The sequence below is a fragment of the Halorubrum sp. 2020YC2 genome (assembly GCF_018623055.1).
In the GTDB taxonomy this organism is placed as follows: Archaea; Halobacteriota; Halobacteria; order Halobacteriales; family Haloferacaceae; genus Halorubrum.
This window is the reverse complement of the sequence record NZ_CP076019.1, coordinates 2267464-2285866: the sequence shown is the minus strand read 5'-3', so window position 1 is coordinate 2285866 and position 18403 is coordinate 2267464. Positions and strand designations below refer to the sequence as shown.

Genomic DNA, 18403 nt, shown 5'->3' with positions numbered 1-18403 from the left:
TATGACCGCAGTCGGGATCGACGCTGTCGAGATCTGGACCGGAAAGCTCAAGCTCGACCTGCCGGGCACGTTCGCGCCGGAGAAGGGCGACGACCCCGAGAAGTACACGAAGGGGCTCGGGCTCACCAACTCCTCGTTCCCCGACGTGTACGAGGACATCGTCACGATGGGCGCGAACGCCGCGAAGGGGCTGATGGACCGGAAGGGACTCGTTCCCGAGGACGTCGGCCGGATCGACGTCGCCACGGAGTCGGCGTTCGACCACTCGAAGCCGGTGTCGACGTACATCGCGGGCTGTCTCGAACAGGTGTACGACGGCGACTTCACCCACGCCAACAAGGGCGAGCGCAAGTTCGCCTGCCTCGCCGGCACGCAGGCGATCGACGACGCGTACAACTGGATCCGCGCCGGGCGGAACCGCGACCGCCCCGCCATCGTCATCACCACGGACACGGCGCTGTACGCCCGGGGCGACCCCGGCGAGGCGACGCAGGGCGCCGGCGCCGTCGCGATGCTGATCGACGAGGACCCCGCCGTCGTCGAACTGTCGACCGAACAGGGGTACGGGTCGAAAGACGAGACGGACTTCCTCAAGCCGAACCAGCAGTTCCCCAGCGTCGACGGGAAGCGCTCGGTCCAGGTGTATCTCTCCCGGATGCGCGAGGCCTTGGAGGACTACGAGTCCGTCACGGACGACATCGAACTGGAGGACTTCACCTACGCCCCCTTCCACACCCCGTTCCCCGGGATGGTCCGGAAGGCGGCGCTGTTGGCGTATCGGCACGTCATCCGCGACACCGACCACGAGGACGCGCTGGCCGACGAGATCGGCCGCCAGCCGCGGGAGGGCGAGTACGACGACCGCGAGGCCTACGAGGAGGCGATCCGCGGGTACATGGACGAGCTGAAGACGACCGAGCAGTACCGGACGTGGTACGACACCGCCGTTGAGCCGACGCTCGAACTGTCGCGCGAGGTCGGAAACTGGTACACAAGCTCCGTCCACATCGCCCGCGTGAGCGCCCTGCGTGACGCCCTGACCCGCGACCGCGAGTTCGTCGGGGACACCCTGCTCGTCGCTTCCTACGGCTCCGGCGCGCAGGCCGAGATCCACGCCGAGACGATCCGCGAGGGGTGGCGCGCGGAGATAGCGGGCCTCGACATCGACGACCAGCTCGACGCCCGCTACGACCTCACGTGGGACGAGTACGAGGACGTCCACGACGTCCACGAGTACGACATGGACGTCGAACGCGAAATCGAGGAGTTCACCCAGCCCGACGGTGAGTTCGTCTTCACCGGCTGGGGCCGGATGAACGAGCGGAAGTACGAGTACGTCGAGTAAGCCGCGCCCGCCGCCGCTCGCTTTCTCCGATCCGCGAGTCGCCCGCAGCGGCCCGCAACCCCGTGAAAACGGCTCACACGGGCCGTACGCGATACGATGGTTTTAAACGACGCTGGCGTGAATCGACACCCAATGGTAACCATCTACGACGTGCCGGCCGACGACCTTATCGAGGCCGTCGCGGCGCGACTCGAAGACCGGATCGACGAGCCCGACTGGGTCGAGTTCACCAAGAGCGGCGCCGGCAAGGAGCTACCCCCGGAGCAGGACGACTTCTGGTACGTCCGCTCCGCGAGCCTCCTGCGGAAGGTCGCGCAGAACGAGCCGGTCGGCATCGAGCGGCTCGCCACCGAGTACGGCTCGAAGAAGCGCGGCTCGAACCGCTACTCCGTCCGCCCCGGCGAGCACGAGGGCGGCTCCCGCAAGCTCATCCGCACGGCGCTTCAGGCGCTCGAAGAGGACGGACTCGTCACCACCGCAAGCGGCGAGGGCCGCCGCGTCTCCGACGAGGGCGAGGCGTTCCTCTCGGAGGTCGCGACCGAGGTCTTCGAGGACCTCGACCGCCCGGAACTCGAACGCTACGCGTAACTCGGCTCTTCTGTCCGCTTTCGTCGACGTCCGTTAGCTGCGCTCACGCTCAGCACCGCCGAGACGCCTGACGCGCGGCGTTTCGTCGCTCGTACCCGTCGCTCAGTAGTCTCCGCCAAACCTTCGCTTTATATCGTATTTTGCTATATCAAATCCGATCGGCGTCGGGGTGTCCTTGACTCCCGTGCGATCGCCGTGCCGTCGGCTCGCGCGGTCGGACGGGCGAAGAGAAATCGGGTCCGCGGAGTCGGTCGCGCCGGCGGGGTGGCCGCCGCCGGCGACTCGCTGGCGAGGGCGTCGTCGCGTTAGCCGGTGTTTTTCATCCCGGCGGCGATGCCGTTGACGGTGAGCCGCAGGGTGCGCTCCTCCTCGTCGGTGCGGTGGGTCCGGCCGAGCAGGTTCGCCTGAAGCAGGTTCAGTGGGTCGACGTAGGGGTTCCGGCGACCGAGGCTCTCTTCGAGCCACTCGCGGCGGAGCAGCTGGTCGCGGCCGCTGATCTCCAAGACGAGTTCGCGCCCGCGCTCGTACTCACCGACCAGTTCGGGGAAGAAGCGCTCGCGGAGGTCGTCGTCGGCCAGGTCGGCGTACTCGGCGGCTATCTCCGGCTCGGTACGCGCGAGCGCCAGCGAGGCGTTGTCGAGCGTGGTCCGGAAGAACGGCCACTCTTCGAACATCTCGCGGAGCGTCTCTAACCCCTCCTCCTCGCCGACCTCGTCAAGGTAGGCGTCGATGCCGGAGGCGATCGCGTACCAGCCGGGGAGGATCAGCCGGGTCTGGGTCCACGAGAACACCCACGGGATCGCCCGCAGGTCCTCGACGCTGCGTTCGCCGGAGCGAGAGGCGGGTCGCGAGCCGAGGTTGAGGTTCTCGACGACGCTGATCGGCGTCGCCTGCTCGAAGTAGGAGACGAACCCGTCGGTGTTCAGCAGGTCGCGGTACGTCTCCCGGGCGGCGGGCGCCATGACCTCCATCGCCTCGACCCACCGGTCGGGCACGTCCTCGACCGGCTCCTCGTTCGCCTCCTTCCGGGCGCGGATCTGGGCGTCGAGCATCTGCTCCAACTCGCGCTCCGCGATCCGCGGGTTGGCGTACTTCTCCGCTATCGCCTCGCCCTGCTCGGTGAACTTCACCTGCCCGGTGACGGTCTCGTTCGGCAGCGCGAGCAGCGCCTCGTTCATCGGGCCGCCGCCCCGCGAGATGGAGCCGCCGCGGCCGTGGAACAGCCGGAGGGTGACCTCCTCCTCGCGGCAGAAGCGGGCGATCCGGCGCTGGTTCTCGTAGAGGTCCCAGTTGGCCGCGAGGAACCCGTTCTCCTTGTTTGAGTCGGAGTAGCCGAGCATGACCTCTTGGACCTCGCCGCGGGCCTCCAGCGCGGTCGCGTACGCCTCGTTCTCGAAGAGCGTGCCGAGGATGCGTTCGGCGCCGTTGAGCGCCGACTCGGTCTCCAAGAGCGGAACCACGTCGACCGCGCAGTGGTCGGGGAGGGAGACGACGCCGACCTGATCCGACAGGAAGAGCACCTCCAGGACGTGGCTCGGCTCCTCGGTCATCGAGATACAGTAGGTGTCTATCGCCTGCTGGCCGTACTCCTCTTGCCACTCCGCGAACGACTCGAACCGCCGGAGGACGCGCTCGGTCGTCTCCGAGACGTCGCCGGGCTCGTCGAGGTCGATCACCGGGTCGTCTTGGAGGATGGCCTCCGTGAGGAAGTCGACGCGCTCGGACTCGTCCATCCCGGCGTAGTCGACGCCCTCGACCGCGACCGCCTCGGCGACGGCCTCGGTGTGGTTCTCGCGGTGGTCGCGCAGGTCGAGCGACGCCAGCGTGAGCCCGAACGTGTCCACCTGTCGGCGGAACGGCTCGACGAACGACTCGAGGACCGACTCGTGACCGTCCTCGCGGAGCGACTCCGCGATGACGTCGAGGTCGTCGAGGAAGGCGTCGCCGTCGGGGTACTCCCCCGGGCGCACGTCGTTGACGCGGTCGAGCCGCTCGCGCATCAGCCGGAGCTTCTGACGGTACGGCTCGTCGGGGTAGCGCTCGCGGGCCTCCTCGACGACGGTCGGGAACCGCTCGGCGTCGGCCGCGAGCGACCGCGCTAACGCGTCGCCGGCGGCGTACCGGTCGCCGTCCTGGCTTAGCACGGCCGAGAGCCGCTTGCACCGGTCGCGGTACTTCTCGACGGCGACCTCGCGCTGGCGTTCAAGCGTCTCGTCGGTCACCTCGGGGGTGACGAACGGGTTGCCGTCGCGGTCCGAGCCGGCCCACGAGCGGAACTCGAAGAGCTTCGGGCAGTCGACGTCGTCGTACTCCTTCGAGATGGTCTCCTCGAACTCCTCGTAGGCGTCTCCGACCACGTCGAACAGCGTGTTCTCGAGGTACCACTGGACGTTGCGCGCCTCGTCTTCCGGCTCGGGCGCACGCTCGCGGACCTGCCGGGTGCCCCACAGGCTGGTCACCTCGGCGGTGACGTCGCGCCAGACGGCGCGCCGCTCCCGCTCGGTGAGGTTGTGCTCGTCGAGCTCTTCGAGGTGGTTCGCGATGGAGCGGAGCTTGGACTTCACGGTCGACCGCCGGGCCTCCGTGGGGTGGGCGGTGAACGTCGGCTCGATGAGCACGTCCGTGAGCAGCTCCTCTAGCTCCTCGGCGTCGACGCCCGCCTCCGCGAACTCGGCTATCGTCGCGTCGAAGGAGTCGTGGAGTGCGCTCCCGTCGTCGGCGTTCCGGACCGCGCGGACGCGCTCGCGCTCCTCCGCGAGGTTGATCAGTTCGAAGTAGGTCGTGAACGCGCGGGCGACGACCTCCTCGCGGGTCGTCGAGAGGTCGTCGACCGCGTCGTGGAGGGCGTCGCGGTCCGAGGCGTCCCCCCGCCGGTAGGCGATCGCCGCGTTTCGAAGCGTCTCGACCGTCTCGTACGCCTCAGTCGAGGCCTGCGCGGCGAGCACGTCCCCCACCAGCGCCCCGAGCTCCCGGACGTCCGTCCGCACGTCCCGATTGTGCAGCTCCATACCACGGATACTGCGTTCGGGGTCGGTTAAATACCGCGGTCCGAACGAAGGCTTGCCTCGGCTCCGAGTAAACTCTATCACGATCGTTGCTGTGCGACTCCCCACGGGGCGGCGGGGCCGCTCGAACCCCTCGCTCCGGGCCGATTTGGGCCGCGACCCGCCCGCGGTGGAGGGTTCGTCAGCCTTTTTACCGGTCCAGCCTCAGAACCGCGTATGAGTGCGTCTGATAAGTATCCGTCTGAGTCCGGGCGGCGACGCTTCGTGAAGGGCGTCGTCGGCGGCGCGGCCCTCGCGGGGGTCGGCGCGATGGGGTCGGCCACCGTGAACACCCTGACGACCGCCGGCGGCGTCGGCGGCGGGTCGACGATCGCGAAGACCATCGCACACACGGGCGGTCCGGCGCCCCGCGGACTCCCGCAGATCCCGGTCCGGGTCACCGACGAGGGGTACATCGAGGGTATCTGGCCCGAGACGACGACCGTCACCCAGGAGGGACGGGAGATCGAGGTCGCGCAGGAGGACCTCGGCGGGGTGACCTACTCCGGCGCGTGGTACCAGTACTGCGGCGTCGAGTCGCAGGAGAACGTCCAGCCGAACTTCGAGTCGGACAACCTGTTCCGCGCCGCGAGCGGCCCGCCGTACGACTGGCAGGCGGACACGTACTCGGGCGGCGACCGGATCCACGTCGACGACTTCGACGACTACACCGAGTGGGGTAACGGGATCGGCAGCGACGGCGTCGGCAAGCCGGCGGCGGTCACGTGGCGGTCCGAGGACGCCGACACCAACCTGAACGCGGTCGTCATCCGCTCCCCGGAGATCGAGGAGGCGGCCCAGAACGACGAGTGGCTCCAGGCGTCGACCGACCAGGGGTTCATGGCGTACCTCAACGTCTGTACCCACTTCTGCTGTATTCCCGGTTACAAGGTGTTAGACGAGTCCGCCCGCTACGACGCGGCCGACGGGACGTACTGCGTCTGCCACCAGTCGGTGTACGACCCGTTCACCATCGAGGAAGCGCTGTTCATCGCCCGCCCCCGGCCCGACGAGTAGTCCGCACCGTCGCGTCCCCGTTTTCACCTCCCCGCCCCGAACCGCCGCCGCGCTTTTCCCGCCGCTCGCCCGAGTGACAGTATGAGCGACGACACCCCCGCAGACGCCGACGCGTCCGCGAGCGACGACTTCGAGGCGGAACTCGCCCGCGCCCGCGACCTCCTCGACGGCGACGACGTCGACGCGGTCCACGTCGGCGTCGTCCGCGACGGCGAGGTCGACACCACGTTCGCCCAGCGCACCGACGAGGACCCCGACGGCGCCGGCCTCCGCGCGCTCGCGCTGCTCGCCGCGCACGTCAGGTTGGTCGCGGGCGAGGCGGGCGTCGAGCCCTCCACCGTCGCCGGCGACGCCGCGACGCTCGCGGGACAGGTCGAACAGATCCCGGCCGACACCGACCAGATCCCGGACGAGTAGCGAGGCGACCGCCGTTCGGTCTCCTCGCCCCCGTGGCTACTCGGAACCGCCCGACTCCGTCGCGCGGATCCGGCGGAGCTGGTGGGTCACGCCGGCGAGCGCGACGAGCAGGACCGCGAGGTTGAAGACGGCGAGCGCGACCGACTGGTAGGCCGGGTCGAACCACGTGCGGATCGCGCTCCCGGACTGGGTGTAAAAGCCCCAGCCGGCGACGACCGCGAGCAGCGACAGCGCGGCCAATCCCACGCGGTCGAGCAGCCCGCGGAGGTCGTCGGTCGAGGGGCGGTCGAACCCCGAGGAGTCGGCTGGTTCCCAGTCATCACTCGTCTCGGTGCGATCGGAATCGGTCGTCGTGCGGTCGGTGTCGTCGGTCATGGGCTGTGGTGGGTCGCGGGTCGGATCGCGGTCGGTCGCAGGTTCGGCGGGCATGCGGTCGTCGGCCGGGTCGCTGTCGGGACCGTCCGCGGGCGGTTCGTCGGTCATCGTCGCCTCCGCGCGGTCAGCGCCGCGACGACGAGCGCGACGAGCGCGACGAGGGGACCGAAGCCGGGCGTCGCGTCGTCGCTGGCGTCTCGGTCCGGCGCGCTGGCGCCGTCTCCGGCGTCGCCCCCCGCGGCGCCGTCCTCGCCGCGCTGGAAGTCCTCGACGGAGAACGCCACGTCGCGGACCGTCTCGTTCGCGCTGATCGTCTCCCGGGGGTTCAGGTTCGCGACGCCCTGCGTCTCGTCGACGAGCACGTCGTCGTCGAACAGGGCGGCGTCGACGTAGTAGTTGTAGCCGTCGGGGACCTCGACGGTGGCGGTCACGGTGTCGGTGCGGCCGGGGCGGACGGTGCCGACCGTCTCCGTCGCGTCCGCCGCGATCACGTTCGACTCCGCCTGCCGGAGGTACAGGCGGAGGTCGACGTCCTCGCTCGGCTCGTCGCCGCGGTTCGTCACCGACACGGAGGCCGACAGCGTCGCGGTCTCGTTGTCGGCCTCGACGACGCTCACCGCGACGGTCGGCCAGACGTCGCCGTCGGTGAACCCGACCCGCGTGTCCGCGTAGTCGGGCGTCAGCGCCGCGACGCCGGCGACCCGGGTCGTCTGTCGCTCGCGGTGCTGGCCGTCGACGAAGACGACCGTCTCGATGCGGTAGCCGCCCTCGCGGTCGACCGTCACGGTGCCGTTGACGGTGCGCTCGCCGTCGAAGTCGACGTCGCCGGCGTCGACGGTCGTCTCGTCGACGAGGAGGCCGGACTCGGCGCCGATCGCGCGGTGGCGGACGGTGACGTTCTCGACCGTCGAACCGCGGTGGCGGAGGTCGGTGCCGAGCCGGAGTTCGGCGGTCTCGCCGCGCACCTCGCCGGGCGCGACGGTCGCGCCGGCGATGTCGATATCCCCGGGCGGCTCGTTCGTCTCTCGGGGGTCGGTGAGGGCGTCGGGCGCGGCGACGGCGCCGACCGCGCTCGCGACGAGGAGCGCGGCCGCCGCCGCCAGGAGGGCCGTGCGGGTGTCCATGTGCGGCTCCCACTCAGCCCCGATATAAGTGCTTTGTCCGGAACTCGTACCGAGGCGTCCGAAACCGGCCTCAGAGGACGCGATACCGCCCGTTCGACTCGGTCACCTCGCCGCGGCGCGCGAGGCGAGTCAGGATCTCGCGGGCCGCGTCGGCGGGGACGCCGCCGGCCGCGGCGCGCTCCGCGACCGCCGACTCGGTGGGGTCGTCGACGGTCTCGACCGCGTCGCGGACGACCTCGGTGCGGCTCCGCGAGCCGCCCCCGCCGCCCTCGGCGCGCGAACCGGCCTCGTCGACCGCGTCGGCGTCGAGCCCCGACGCCTCGAGGTACTCCCGGTCGTCGATGCCGGCGTCCTCGACGGCGGCCTCCAGCTCGGAGACGTGGTCGACCTCCGCGAACGCCGCGCTGTCGCCGCGCTTCTTCGCGAGCAGCGCGGACCGCGCCTCCCTGGCCGCCTCGCGGTCCTCGGACTCGAAGAAGCGCTTGAGCTTGGCCGTCTTATGGGTCTTGCCGCACCGCGAGCACTTCGCCGTCTCGCTCGTCTCCGGGTCCGTGACCAGCCACATGTTGGCGCACTCGTTGCAGCCGACGACCGCGTACATACGCCCCGATTCGCCGGCCCCGAATTTGAACCCTCGGCTCCGGGATGCGACGCACACTCCAACACCCCACGCCATGCCGTGGCGCGTGCCTCCGAGTGGCCGCCGAAGGCGGCCGCGAGGAGTACGCGCGAGGGAGTCGGCCGGCCGGAGCGAAGCGGAGGCCGACCGACGAGGCTGGGGAGGCGTGAGGCGCGGGGCGGTGCTGGGCGGGGCGGGACTCAAAGGGGCAGCCGCGAGGGCGAAGCACGACGACGCAAGGACCGCAGGAGCGAGCGAAGCGAGCGACGAGGACCGCAGCGAGTCGCGCGAGCCGTCGCGGCTGGGGCTTTGGAGGTGTTCGCCGCCGAGTGTTCACCAGTTCCGTCTCACCGATCAACGACTCGGAACCGACCAGAAACGACCACGTACCCTACCTATCAGTCCGATTCGATCTCTTCGCGGCCGCGAGCACCTCGTCGTGGAGGGTGCCGTTCGAGGCGACGAGCCCCTTCGAGTCGTGCCGCCACCGCTCCCCTTCCAAGTCAGTCACGCGCCCGCCGGCCTGCCGGATGACGAGCACGCCGGCAACCGTGTCCCAGGGGTTCGCCGCGACGTTCGTGATCGTCCCCTCAAGTCCCCCGGCCGCGACGGTCGGGAGTACCACCTGCGCGGCGCCGAGCCGGCGCATGTCCCCGAAGCGGGAGACGATCGCCTCGCAGGCGCGGGCGTACTCGTCGCGCGCGTCGTACTCCCACCAGATCGTCGGGTCGACGACGGCGTCGCGGGGCTCGGCGGCGTCGCTCACCGATATCGGCTCGCCGTTGCGGTACGCACCCGTGGCGTCGGCGGTGTAGGTGTCACCGAGCGCGGGCGCGACGATCGCGGCCGCCACCGGTTCGCCGTCGACGACGGCCGCGACCGCGGTGGCCCACACGCGGACGTCGCGGACGTAGTTGTTCGTCCCATCGATGGGGTCGATCACCCACGCGGCGCCCGAATGGGCACGGTCTTGCGCTCGTCTTCCTCCTCGCCCACTATCGCGTCGCCGGGTACGACTCCCGGATCGCCTCGATGACGGTGCGCTGGGCGGCGCGGTCGGCCTCGGTCACCACGTCGTCCTCGCCTTTCGTCTCCACCGCGATGTCGCTGCGGAAGCTCTCGTTCGCGACTTCGGCGCCCGCCTCCGCGGCGCGAACCGCCACGGCCGCGCGCTCGGCAACGTCGTCCGCGCGGTCCGCGACGGGGGGAACGGCGGCGTCGTCGGCGCGGTCGCCCGGGGGGGCGCCGCGCTCGGCTTCGTCGGTCATACCCCCAGTCCGCGCCCCCGACGCGTATAAACGTCGGTTCGGCGCGGGCGACGAGACGGAATTAACTCAGTTTCGAATCCGAGTAGTTTAAGTGGGTTCGAGTCGGTGGATCGGGTATGACCCGAAGAAGCGGTCCGTCAGCTCGAGTACACCATCGACGCCTCGCTCGACGAGATCGGTCAGCGCGCCGCCGCCGGCTACCGGCCCACCTTCGAGCGCGTGGCCGAGCGCGCGGACGGGTCCGCGGTGTACGACCTCGCGGGCGAACTCTGCGAAGACGTCGTCGACGGCTCCTGCCCCTCGCCGGCGGAGGCGAACGCGGTCGCGGATCGCGTACTCGATGACTGGGCGTACACCGACGGCGGGGAGTAACTGGAAAGTACCTTTCCGGTAGTTACACGTCCGTTTCGGTAACCAGATCCGACACTTCGTTCTTCGAGAGCGCACGATCGTAAATACGAGCGTCGTCGATACGACCCTCGAAAGAGCCGATCCAGCTGTGCCGGCGCGCCTAAAACCACTTGCGAGGAAACGACTCACGAGCGTGTCACCGGTGCCGACTGACGTTTCGTCTACCTCACTCCCGTCTAAGTAGAGACGAACCGCGTCACCGCTCTCGAACGTCATCGCGACGTGATGCCACTCTCCGTCCGTAACTGAAATCGCTCCGGAAAACTTCGACTCCGTCTTCAGCGGTTGTATCGACGACCGTCCGCGGCTCTGTTGCGCTCTGATCCAGCCCGATATTGTATTGTCGGTTCCCGCCCCCAGCCTTTTCACGGGAGATGATCCGCTCGTACCCTTCTTGACCGCTGGCGGGTTTCACCCACGCGGCGAGACTTAGCGACTCCGTGAGATCGAGGCTCGGATCGTCAGGGATTCCCACGTAATCGTCGCTCCCGTCGAACGCTCCCGCGTTTCCTACTTTCCCGTCAACGGAACTGACCCCTCGACATTCCCGTCGTTCGTTCCGACCGCGTCGACGGCGGTTCCGCTCTCGACGTCGTCGAGCGGCCAGTAGCTCACGAGTCCGTCGGCCGGTCCCTCGACGACCGTCCCGCCGCCGCCGACCACGTCGCCCTGTGCGGGGTTGTTCACGTCGGCTCGAACGGTCATCGTCAGCTCCTGATCGTCGTCGACGCCGAGGTCGTGCGTGTCGACGTGGACGCCGATGTCGGCCGACGAGCCGGTCGGCAGGTAGAGCACGTCGTCTTCGCTGTCGCGAAGTTTGTTGTCGGGGTCGCCGTTCGGGTAGAGCCAGACGTCGGTGTCCTCGTCGCCCACGGTGAGATCGCCCGTCGAACCGCCGAACGTCGCCCAGACGTACACCCCTTGGGTGCCCTGGTTGGCTATCTGGAACACCTTATCGAAGTCGTAGACCGAGTCCGTGCCGAGGCCCGCGCCGTCGTTGCCGCTCTCGGAAAGTCCAGCGCGAGGACGTCGCGTCGGTGGCGGCGAACTGGCTCCGTTGGGGGAGGACAACGGTTCCATCGCGAGGTAGGCGCTGGCGTCGTCCGCGACCGAGACGGAGACGTCGCGGGTCGCTTCGACGCTGGTGAACGCGCCGGACCCGACCGCGGCGCCGGTGCTTACGATACCGCCGATTGCGAGGATGAACTTGCGTCGTTCCATTGGTGGTTGCGTCCAGCGTGACCGGGGTCGATCCCGAATCACGCATGGCTCTCTTACCACGACGATCCGACTCTACCCACCTTGTTATGAGTCGGTCGAACCGGTTCAGGAGCATCCTGATGGCTCTGAAGGGTGTGGTTGTGATTCCGTGAACGACAAATTCCGGTACCTGTCTGAGTAGACCTGTGTGAAGATAACGATTCAGAAAAGCCGCCGATGGTTCGCGACAGACATGAGTCGGTGTGGTGTCGACGCGAAGTACATCGATGCCTTCGCCGGGCGAACGCCGTCAAGCGTTGCAGAAGCATTACTTGGACTATAGCCCGGAGCAACTCAGGGAGATTTACGACGAGACGGGTATCAGTACTTGAATAGTCCTGTGGCTGTCGCTTTCCGGGTATTGAAAGAATGGAGGAAAAATCGCAGTCAGTTAGCGAGCGGTCACATCGAAGGAGTAGGTAGGTAGCCTGCTTACTTACCGGCGTCCGGGTCAATCTCGACAGCAGCGAACGGATCAAAGACGGTATCTCCTCCACTGCCACTGATTTTTTCATCTTGGATGGTCTGTCGATCTTCAGTGCCAAAGAAATTCTCAGTAGCGTCAAGCTGACCAGACGCGCTATTTGCAATGGCCAGCAGGTCATTGTTGATGAAGTGGTTGTTGCTCAGACTCTCAACCGTGCTGCCGTCGTCGTTACGCTGGAATCCGACGTAGCTGGTCTCAACGAGGTTTGCCTCAACAGTCGCATTAGTAACTCCCTCCCCATCACGATTCAGAGCGATTCCTCTTTCATTTCCATTGCCGATTATCGTATTGTGCTTAACGACTGGTTCCGTAGCACCGTTACTGAGAGAAACCCCAAATCTCTTATGATTAATCTCATTGTTTTCAATCACAATACCGTCCGTGCTAGCAGAGTCGAAGCCTTCCGGGCCATACTCTGAGACCAGAATACCATCGGTGTCTGAGGTGACCTTGTTGTCCGTGATTTCGATGCCCTTTGCATTCTCAACACCGGTGACAACGATGCCTTCCTGAGCTGCATTGGACACGTCAAATCCTTTGAACACAACATTCGCCGCGTTGATGTCAACGGCTCGGCCGCCACCGGTCGCATCTGGCCTCTCATCAATCACTGTTTTCGTTGGGCCCTCTTGGGAGATGACTTCAACGTTCTTATGAACGATACTTATTAGGGCACTATTACTGCCATCATTATTCGAATTCTCGTTGCTAGCGTCGTAGTCGGACTTCACGAGCACCGTGGTGTCTGCGCCTTTTTGATCCAGTGCAGCGCCGATGCTGTTGAATTCGTCAGTTTCGGCAGCGTCACCGGTGACGATCGCGTCAGCGTCGGTCTCGGTGATGCCAGGCTCGTAGTCACTGAAGTCTACACCCACGTCAATCCCAGACAGGAACTCGATGTTCTCGTCGTCCACGGTCACACCGTCTGCATCATCACCAGCACGGGAATCGAACCGCCGTTGATACCTGACGCGTCAATCGTCGGTGAGGCGTCCCCGGCGGCTTTGAGCGTCAGACCCTCAACATCAATTGTCACACTTTCTTCGTACGTACCGGACTCGACCAAGACCGTCGTCCCGTCAACGGCATCAATTGCGGACTGGATCGAACTGTACTCGCCGTCATCCGGATTTTTGCTGACGACGGCAGCGTCTTCCCCGACTCCATCGGAGGGGTTCGAATCGGTGGGAACATCGACATCAGCAGTAAGTGTTGCTGTGAGCGTCTGATCCCCGTCCTCCGATTCGAGGACGTTCGTGTCGATGTGGACGCCCATCTTGACGGTTTCACCGACCGGGACCGTCACGACGCTGTTATCTCCGTCGTTCAGCTTTCGACTGGACTCGCCGTCCGGATAGAACCAGATATCGTCGTCGCTCAGGTCGCCGCCACTGAAATTCGCCCAGACGTAGATCGTCTGTGTCCCCTGATTGGTAATCCTGAAAACGTCGTCGAAGTCGTAGACCGAACTCAGGCCGACACCGCTCCCGCTGTTCCCCGAGTCGTCGAAGTTCAGTGCGATCTGATCGCCATTACTGGAATCCTGTGTCGCGAACTCGCTGTTCGCGGACGACGACGGTGACGGTTCGATTCCGAGATAGGCGTTTTCCTCGTTTGCGACCGTCACCGAGACGTCGCGGTCGGCCTCCACGCTCGTGAACGCTCCAGTTCCGATCACGCCAGCTGTGCCTGCCGCACCGCCAATCGAGATGAGCAGCGTACGTCGTTTCATGTTCGGGAAGTGGCCCTGCAAAGGGCGATGCCCACCGGCGGAATCGAACCACCGTACGCCAACGTGGGTGAAATAAAATTGGTTCAGCTAGCCTTCCGCCTCTATAGTAACGTCCGCTTCCCAGCTTTTAACATCGACATTGCCGATATCGATATTGACTCCGATGAGCTGTGAACTCCCTAGGCTAACGCTCACAGAGTTGGAACTAGCCGCATCAGACGCGGTGAGTGGACTGTCGGAACTGCTCCCCGGATAAAACTCCACATCTAGCGTACCATTTGGAGAGTTCCCGGTACCAGGGCCGTCCTCGAAGTCACCTGCGCTCAGTTGTTCAATATAAATATCTAGATCTTGGGTTCCCTGATTTTCAACTACAAACACACCGTCGAACGAGTAGTCCGAGGAATTGCCGACACCTTGACCGGTGACGCCGTTCACGGCATTGAAATCCAGCGACAGTTGGTTTTTCCCACCACTACTCGTGTCCTGGAACGCGAAATTCGAGTTGGCGCTACTCGCAGGAGAAATTGCGAGGTACGCTTGGTCCTCATCGGCAACACTAACGTTAACCGATCTATCTGCCTCTACACTCGTGAACGCGCCCGTTCCAAGCGCTGCGCCGCCACCCGCAGCGGCCGCACCCAGGCCAGCCAACAGCTGTCTACGGTTCATTTTCAGTCACCTGTTTTAGGTGTCGTTTGCGCTGATCGTGAGCGTTCCACTGAGATCTGACGTTCCGGAATTAATGGCGAAGTCGACGTCGATGGAGTCTCCCGGCGAGAGCGTCGCGTCTCCAGCCTCGTCATCCGAGAGAGACGCATTAATCCCATCATTGCTCGGAGCGGAAACAGAAGTCGACCGGCCTTGAGTCGAGACATCGCCATCTCCGGACAGGGAAACGGTAACTTCCTGCGTTCCCTGATTGACAATCTGGAAAACCGATTCCGCAATCGTGTCAGCGTTCGGGTTCACACCGGAGCCGCCGGCGGTCCCATTAGTGGTATCGTCAGGAATACTATTGAAGTCGACCGAGTACTCGTCACCGGACGCATCAAAGTACGGATCGTTTGCGTCCCCGGAATTCTGAAGCCCGAGGTATGCGTTGGCGTCTTCGGCGACCTTAACGTCGACCTGCCGATTAGCCGTCACACTCGTGAACGCGCCCGTACCCATCGCGGCCGCGCTTCCGGAAGCCAATGCACCCAGGCCAACTACGAACTTACGTCGTTCCATGGTTGTGTGTCCGCGACCGGGCTCGCGGGGACCGTCCCGCGTCGGCCGCTTCACTTCCCCCATGTAGCCTATCCCCTATCGTTATGACACGCTCGAAGCGCCACAGGAACTCCCGGAAGAAATCACGACCCGGCCTCGAACCGCCACAGGCACCGCTTGATCCGACCTCGACCCGCGCTCGAACCCGGTTCATTTCTGATTTCGGAAACGACGCCGAAACCGCGGTTTCAGCCCGTAATTCGCCACATCAAGCACCGCTTGACCCGGCCGAAGGGGGTGATATACCCGCCGAATATCCCCTCCACTCCGCTAAAACGTCGGCTCGATTTATGTAGTCTGGGACACGGGTTAGTGTTAACCGCCGAACAGGAGACCCGCCAGCGGTCTCGGTCGGCGCGCGCCACACGATGCTCTCGACGACCCCGATGGGAACGACGGGCGACGTATCGCTGCCGGAAGGAGAGATATTCGAACTGCTCGCGAACCGCCGCCGCCGCTTCGCGATCCACGCCCTGAAGCGCGCCGACGGCCGATGGACGTGGCCGACCTCTCGACGCGCGTCACCGCCTGGGAGCTGGGCGTCGACCCCGAGACGATCGGCTACGACGACCGGCGCAACGTCCACACGGTCCTCACGCGCACCCACCTGCCGAAGCTCGACGAGCGCGGCGTGGTCGAGTACGACGACGAGGCGAAGGTGGTCGAACCCACGCCGGTCCTCGACGACCTCGACGTGTACATCGAGGTGCTCCGCGGGCGGGAGATCCCGTGGAGCCTCTACTACCTCGGGCTCGCCGCGCTGTTGGCGCCGTCACGCTCGCGGTCGCGGTCAAGGCCCCCTGTTCGCCGCGCTCGACGGCACCGCCGTCGCCGCCTTCGCGGTCACCGCCTTCGCGGTCTCCGCCGCGCTCCACTACTACTACGGCGAGCGCACTCGCCTCGGCAACTTGGAGAAACCGCCCGAACTCCGGAAGCGGGAGTGAACGGAGCGGCCGGCCGCGCGGCGGTCGACGCGGCTCACAACCCGATCCGCTCCCCGATTTCGGGCGCGCTCGCCGCGAACCCGTCCGCTCGGAGGTCCTCCGCGAACGCCTCGCAGCGGTCGCCGTGGTTCACCAGCACCCGCGCGTCCCGGTAGGCGTCCAAAAAGGACTCCAGCCCCTCGCGGTCGGCGTGCGCGGAGAAGTCGTACGACTCCACCCGCGCGCTCACGGGCTGAACCCGTCCGTTCAGCTCCAACTGCCCGCTCCTGTAGCTCGCGTCCCGGCGTCCCCTCCACTTGGTACCGTCAGCGTCACGAGGTTCGTCGGGTTCGTCCGGATTTCCGGGAGGTACGTGTGGACGGGGCCGCCCGCGAGCATCCCCGAGGTGGTGACGATCAGGGCGTTCTCGGCCGCGATCCGCTCGCGCTGTCCGTCGCGCCCCGTGACGGCGCGAGCCCTTCCGACCGCCGCGTCGAACGCGTCCGAGTCGCGCAGGAACGACGGGTACCCTCGGAGCATCTCGGTCACCTCGACGCCCATCCCGTCGACGTACGGCGTGAGGCCGTCCGCGGCCGCGACGAGGAGCAGCTCCTGCGTCCGGCCGATGGCGAACGCGGGCGCGACGACGGTGCCGCCCTCCCATATCGTCCGCTCGACGCGCTCGGCCCACGCCGACTCCACCGCCGCGCGCTCCTCGTGGGTCACGTCGGCGTAGGTGGACTCGCAGACGACGACGTCGGCGTCGGGGCGCGCCGTCGTCCCCGCGACCAGCCGCTGGTCGTCGGTGTGGAAGTCCCCGGAGTACAGCAGCCGCGTGTCCCCGTCGTCGACGAGGACGTGCGCGGAGCCGGGGATGTGTCCCGCCGAGAACAGCGTCACCTCGTAGCCGCCGCCGTCGATTCCGCCCGCGACCGGAAGGGGTCGCCGTAGCCGTGCCGGCGTTCACCTCGCCCAGCCGCGCGACGTGTTCGGCGCCGAACGGACACAGCGGGCTGTTGCCGTGGAGCTTCAGCGTGTCCTCGGCCAGCGTCCGCGCGAGTTCGCCGGTCGGCGGCGTCCAGTGGACGGCGGTCGGCGGTCGCCCTTCAGCAGCGCGGGCACCGCCCCGACGTGGTCGAGGTGTCCGTGCGAGGCGACGACCGCCTCCGGCTCGGGGTCCCGGACCGGGTACCGCGGCGGGTCGGCCGTCATGAGCCCGTAGTCCAGAAGGAGGGCGTCGTCGACGAGGAGGGCGCTCCGGCCGACCTCGCGGGCGCCGCCGAGGAACTCCAACTCCATCGAGCGCCCGTAGCCGCCCGCGGCGTTAGTGTCCGTCGGTCACGCTTTCCAGACTCCCGACCCCTCGCGGCCGCGTCCCCGCGGGAAAAGAGACCCCCGGCGTCAGTCGATGCGCTCGGCGGCGTCGCGCTGAACCAGCGGGTCGGCGTTCTCGACCGGGAGCGAGACGACGTCCTCGCTGGCGAGTTCGTACTCCCGCTCGTCGACGCCGAAGATGGCCCCGACGTCGCGAGTGATCCGGACGGTCGCCCGCTCGGCCGCCGCCGCCGCGCCGGAGTCGGCGTCCGGCACGTCGTCCGACCCGTCGTCCGTGCTCGTTTCGGGCGCCGGCCCGCCCCCCGTTCCCGTCTCGGGCACCGCTCCGCCGTCCGCCGTCGCCCCGGGGTCCGGCTCCGCGTCCGCGTCGCCGCCGAGGTCGGCGTCGGCCGCGCCGGCGTCACCGGTTCCGTCGGCCTCGCTCCCTTCGTCCCCGACGCCGACGGCTCCCGGGGGCGCCGGGTCGGGCGGCACCGGCGTCGTCTCGGCGTCGGCCTCGTCACCGGGCCCGGCCGACGGGACCGCTCCGCCCTCGGGCGACCCCGCCGACGCGTCGGGGTTCGACTCGCCGTCGTCGCCGCCCATCGCACCGGCGAGCGCGCCCCGTCGGCGGGCGGCGACTCGGTCGGCTCCGCGCCGGTCGGCTCCGCGCCGGTCGCCTTCGCCTCGTCGGCCGATCGGGTCGCCTGTGTCTCGGGCGCTCGGTCCGTCGGGGGGTCCGGCGCCGGGGCGGCGTCCGAGGCCGGCGTGTCGTCTGGGGCCCCGTCGCCCGTCGCGGAGCCGTTCGCTACCGGGGACTCGCCCGCGAGCACGTCGAGGACCTCCGACTTGTTCGCGGTGATGCGCTCGACGAGGTCGTCGAACAGCCGGCGCTCCTCGGTCGTCATCCCCTCCTCGTCGACGGACATGTCGGCCGCGGCGAAGGAGGCGAGCTTGACGACCTTGCCGACCCGGCGCTCGTACAGCGCCTCCGCGACCTCCTCGGCGGTCTCCACCTCGTCGGAGAGCCGGCGGATGTCGTCGTCCTCGAACGGGTTCTCGACCTGCTCGGCGCGGCGGTCGCGCGCGGCGCGTAAGTCCGCGACGTACGCGCCCACGTCGTCGTAAAACGAGTCCCGCAGGTGCTGGAGGCTGTCCTTCCGGCGCTCCTTCGCCTGCGCGGATCGAAGTTCGTCGAGGTTCATTT

Annotated in this window: 14 protein-coding genes and 6 pseudogenes; 6 read left to right on the top strand and 14 right to left on the bottom strand. The window is 67.2% G+C overall.

Annotation, left to right across the window (positions count from 1 at the left end):
• The first annotated feature begins 1 nt into the window (after position 1).
• Both hmgB and KI388_RS11435 read left to right on the top strand, forming a co-directional pair.
• The gene (gene hmgB / locus KI388_RS11440; protein WP_215086746.1) at positions 2 to 1345 is read left to right on the top strand and encodes a hydroxymethylglutaryl-CoA synthase; all 1344 of its coding nucleotides are present in this window, start codon (positions 2 to 4) and stop codon (positions 1343 to 1345) included.
• Positions 1346 to 1477: 132 nt separating this feature from the next.
• Complete coding sequence (locus KI388_RS11435) at positions 1478 to 1933, top strand: 30S ribosomal protein S19e (RefSeq protein ID WP_215086745.1); 456 nt, start codon at positions 1478 to 1480, stop codon at positions 1931 to 1933.
• 305 nt (positions 1934 to 2238) lie between these two features.
• On the opposite strand, the gene ppc is transcribed toward KI388_RS11435, so the two are convergent.
• Positions 2239 to 4941 carry a phosphoenolpyruvate carboxylase gene (gene ppc / locus KI388_RS11430; protein ID WP_215086744.1) on the bottom strand — a complete coding sequence of 901 codons (2703 nt, stop codon included), beginning with the start codon at positions 4939 to 4941 and terminating at the stop codon, positions 2239 to 2241.
• A 213-nt stretch (positions 4942 to 5154) separates the two neighbouring features.
• Here ppc and KI388_RS11425 point away from each other — a divergent pair, with 213 nt between their 5' ends.
• Both KI388_RS11425 and KI388_RS11420 read left to right on the top strand, forming a co-directional pair.
• A complete protein-coding gene (locus KI388_RS11425) occupies positions 5155 to 5994 on the top strand; it encodes a ubiquinol-cytochrome c reductase iron-sulfur subunit (protein WP_215086743.1) in 840 nt (279 codons plus the stop codon).
• Between the two features lie 81 nt (positions 5995 to 6075).
• Positions 6076 to 6411 carry a hypothetical protein gene (locus KI388_RS11420; RefSeq protein ID WP_215086742.1) on the top strand — a complete coding sequence of 112 codons (336 nt, stop codon included), beginning with the start codon at positions 6076 to 6078 and terminating at the stop codon, positions 6409 to 6411.
• A 36-nt stretch (positions 6412 to 6447) separates the two neighbouring features.
• On the opposite strand, the gene KI388_RS11415 is transcribed toward KI388_RS11420, so the two are convergent.
• The 4 genes and pseudogenes from KI388_RS11415 to KI388_RS11400 form a co-directional block, all read right to left on the bottom strand.
• Complete coding sequence (locus KI388_RS11415) at positions 6448 to 6894, bottom strand: hypothetical protein (RefSeq protein WP_215086741.1); 447 nt, start codon at positions 6892 to 6894, stop codon at positions 6448 to 6450.
• A complete protein-coding gene (locus KI388_RS11410; protein ID WP_215086740.1) occupies positions 6891 to 7910 on the bottom strand; it encodes a PGF-CTERM sorting domain-containing protein in 1020 nt (339 codons plus the stop codon). Before KI388_RS11410 ends, KI388_RS11415 begins: the two co-directional genes overlap by 4 nt.
• A 70-nt stretch (positions 7911 to 7980) precedes the next feature.
• Positions 7981 to 8511, bottom strand: coding sequence for a DUF5817 domain-containing protein (locus KI388_RS11405; RefSeq protein WP_215086739.1), 531 nt, complete (start codon positions 8509 to 8511; stop codon positions 7981 to 7983).
• Positions 8512 to 8920: 409 nt separating this feature from the next.
• A pseudogene (locus KI388_RS11400) lies at positions 8921 to 9797 on the bottom strand (inositol monophosphatase).
• Positions 9798 to 9950: 153 nt separating this feature from the next.
• On the opposite strand from KI388_RS11400, the gene KI388_RS15605 reads away from it, so the two are divergent.
• Positions 9951 to 10169 carry a hypothetical protein gene (locus KI388_RS15605; protein ID WP_321169316.1) on the top strand — a complete coding sequence of 73 codons (219 nt, stop codon included), beginning with the start codon at positions 9951 to 9953 and terminating at the stop codon, positions 10167 to 10169.
• Between the two features lie 222 nt (positions 10170 to 10391).
• Here the strand turns inward: KI388_RS15605 and KI388_RS15600 are convergent.
• The 7 genes and pseudogenes from KI388_RS15600 to KI388_RS11375 form a co-directional block, all read right to left on the bottom strand.
• Positions 10392 to 10577 (bottom strand): annotated as a pseudogene (locus KI388_RS15600) (hypothetical protein); the annotation flags it as partial.
• A gap of 31 nt (positions 10578 to 10608) precedes the next feature.
• Positions 10609 to 10683, bottom strand: a pseudogene (locus KI388_RS15595) (hypothetical protein); the annotation flags it as partial.
• A 35-nt stretch (positions 10684 to 10718) separates the two neighbouring features.
• Positions 10719 to 11429: a hypothetical protein gene (locus KI388_RS11395; protein ID WP_251133147.1), complete on the bottom strand. Its 711-nt coding sequence runs from the start codon at positions 11427 to 11429 to the stop codon at positions 10719 to 10721.
• 471 nt (positions 11430 to 11900) lie between these two features.
• Positions 11901 to 12875: a right-handed parallel beta-helix repeat-containing protein gene (locus KI388_RS11390; RefSeq protein ID WP_215086738.1), complete on the bottom strand. Its 975-nt coding sequence runs from the start codon at positions 12873 to 12875 to the stop codon at positions 11901 to 11903.
• A complete protein-coding gene (locus KI388_RS11385; RefSeq protein ID WP_215086737.1) occupies positions 12872 to 13687 on the bottom strand; it encodes a hypothetical protein in 816 nt (271 codons plus the stop codon). The genes KI388_RS11390 and KI388_RS11385 overlap by 4 nt, the downstream gene beginning before the upstream one ends.
• A gap of 87 nt (positions 13688 to 13774) precedes the next feature.
• A complete protein-coding gene (locus KI388_RS11380; RefSeq protein ID WP_215086736.1) occupies positions 13775 to 14359 on the bottom strand; it encodes a hypothetical protein in 585 nt (194 codons plus the stop codon).
• 15 nt (positions 14360 to 14374) lie between these two features.
• The gene (locus KI388_RS11375; RefSeq protein WP_215086735.1) at positions 14375 to 14920 is read right to left on the bottom strand and encodes a hypothetical protein; all 546 of its coding nucleotides are present in this window, start codon (positions 14918 to 14920) and stop codon (positions 14375 to 14377) included.
• Positions 14921 to 15327: 407 nt separating this feature from the next.
• Here KI388_RS11375 and KI388_RS15390 point away from each other — a divergent pair.
• Positions 15328 to 15903 (top strand): annotated as a pseudogene (locus KI388_RS15390) (transcriptional regulator).
• Between the two features lie 34 nt (positions 15904 to 15937).
• Here KI388_RS15390 and KI388_RS11370 read toward each other — a convergent pair.
• Both KI388_RS11370 and KI388_RS11365 read right to left on the bottom strand, forming a co-directional pair.
• Positions 15938 to 17181 (bottom strand): annotated as a pseudogene (locus KI388_RS11370) (MBL fold metallo-hydrolase).
• Positions 17182 to 17283: 102 nt separating this feature from the next.
• Positions 17284 to 18401: pseudogene (locus tag KI388_RS11365) on the bottom strand (hypothetical protein).
• Positions 18402 to 18403 lie beyond the last annotated feature (2 nt).

Bases quoted from the DNA above. Each gene is read 5' to 3' on its own strand.
- hmgB (WP_215086746.1), top strand. From the start codon at position 2: ATGACCGCAGTCGGGATCGACGCTGTCGAGATCTGGACCGGAAAGCTC.
- KI388_RS11435 (WP_215086745.1), top strand. From the start codon at position 1,478: ATGGTAACCATCTACGACGTGCCGGCCGACGACCTTATCGAGGCCGTC.
- ppc (WP_215086744.1), bottom strand. From the start codon at position 4,941: ATGGAGCTGCACAATCGGGACGTGCGGACGGACGTCCGGGAGCTCGGG.
- KI388_RS11425 (WP_215086743.1), top strand. From the start codon at position 5,155: ATGAGTGCGTCTGATAAGTATCCGTCTGAGTCCGGGCGGCGACGCTTC.
- KI388_RS11420 (WP_215086742.1), top strand. From the start codon at position 6,076: ATGAGCGACGACACCCCCGCAGACGCCGACGCGTCCGCGAGCGACGAC.
- KI388_RS11415 (WP_215086741.1), bottom strand. From the start codon at position 6,894: ATGACCGACGAACCGCCCGCGGACGGTCCCGACAGCGACCCGGCCGAC.
- KI388_RS11410 (WP_215086740.1), bottom strand. From the start codon at position 7,910: ATGGACACCCGCACGGCCCTCCTGGCGGCGGCGGCCGCGCTCCTCGTC.
- KI388_RS11405 (WP_215086739.1), bottom strand. From the start codon at position 8,511: ATGTACGCGGTCGTCGGCTGCAACGAGTGCGCCAACATGTGGCTGGTC.
- KI388_RS11395 (WP_251133147.1), bottom strand. From the start codon at position 11,429: ATGGAACGACGCAAGTTCATCCTCGCAATCGGCGGTATCGTAAGCACC.
- KI388_RS11385 (WP_215086737.1), bottom strand. From the start codon at position 13,687: ATGAAACGACGTACGCTGCTCATCTCGATTGGCGGTGCGGCAGGCACA.
- KI388_RS11380 (WP_215086736.1), bottom strand. From the start codon at position 14,359: ATGAACCGTAGACAGCTGTTGGCTGGCCTGGGTGCGGCCGCTGCGGGT.
- KI388_RS11375 (WP_215086735.1), bottom strand. From the start codon at position 14,920: ATGGAACGACGTAAGTTCGTAGTTGGCCTGGGTGCATTGGCTTCCGGA.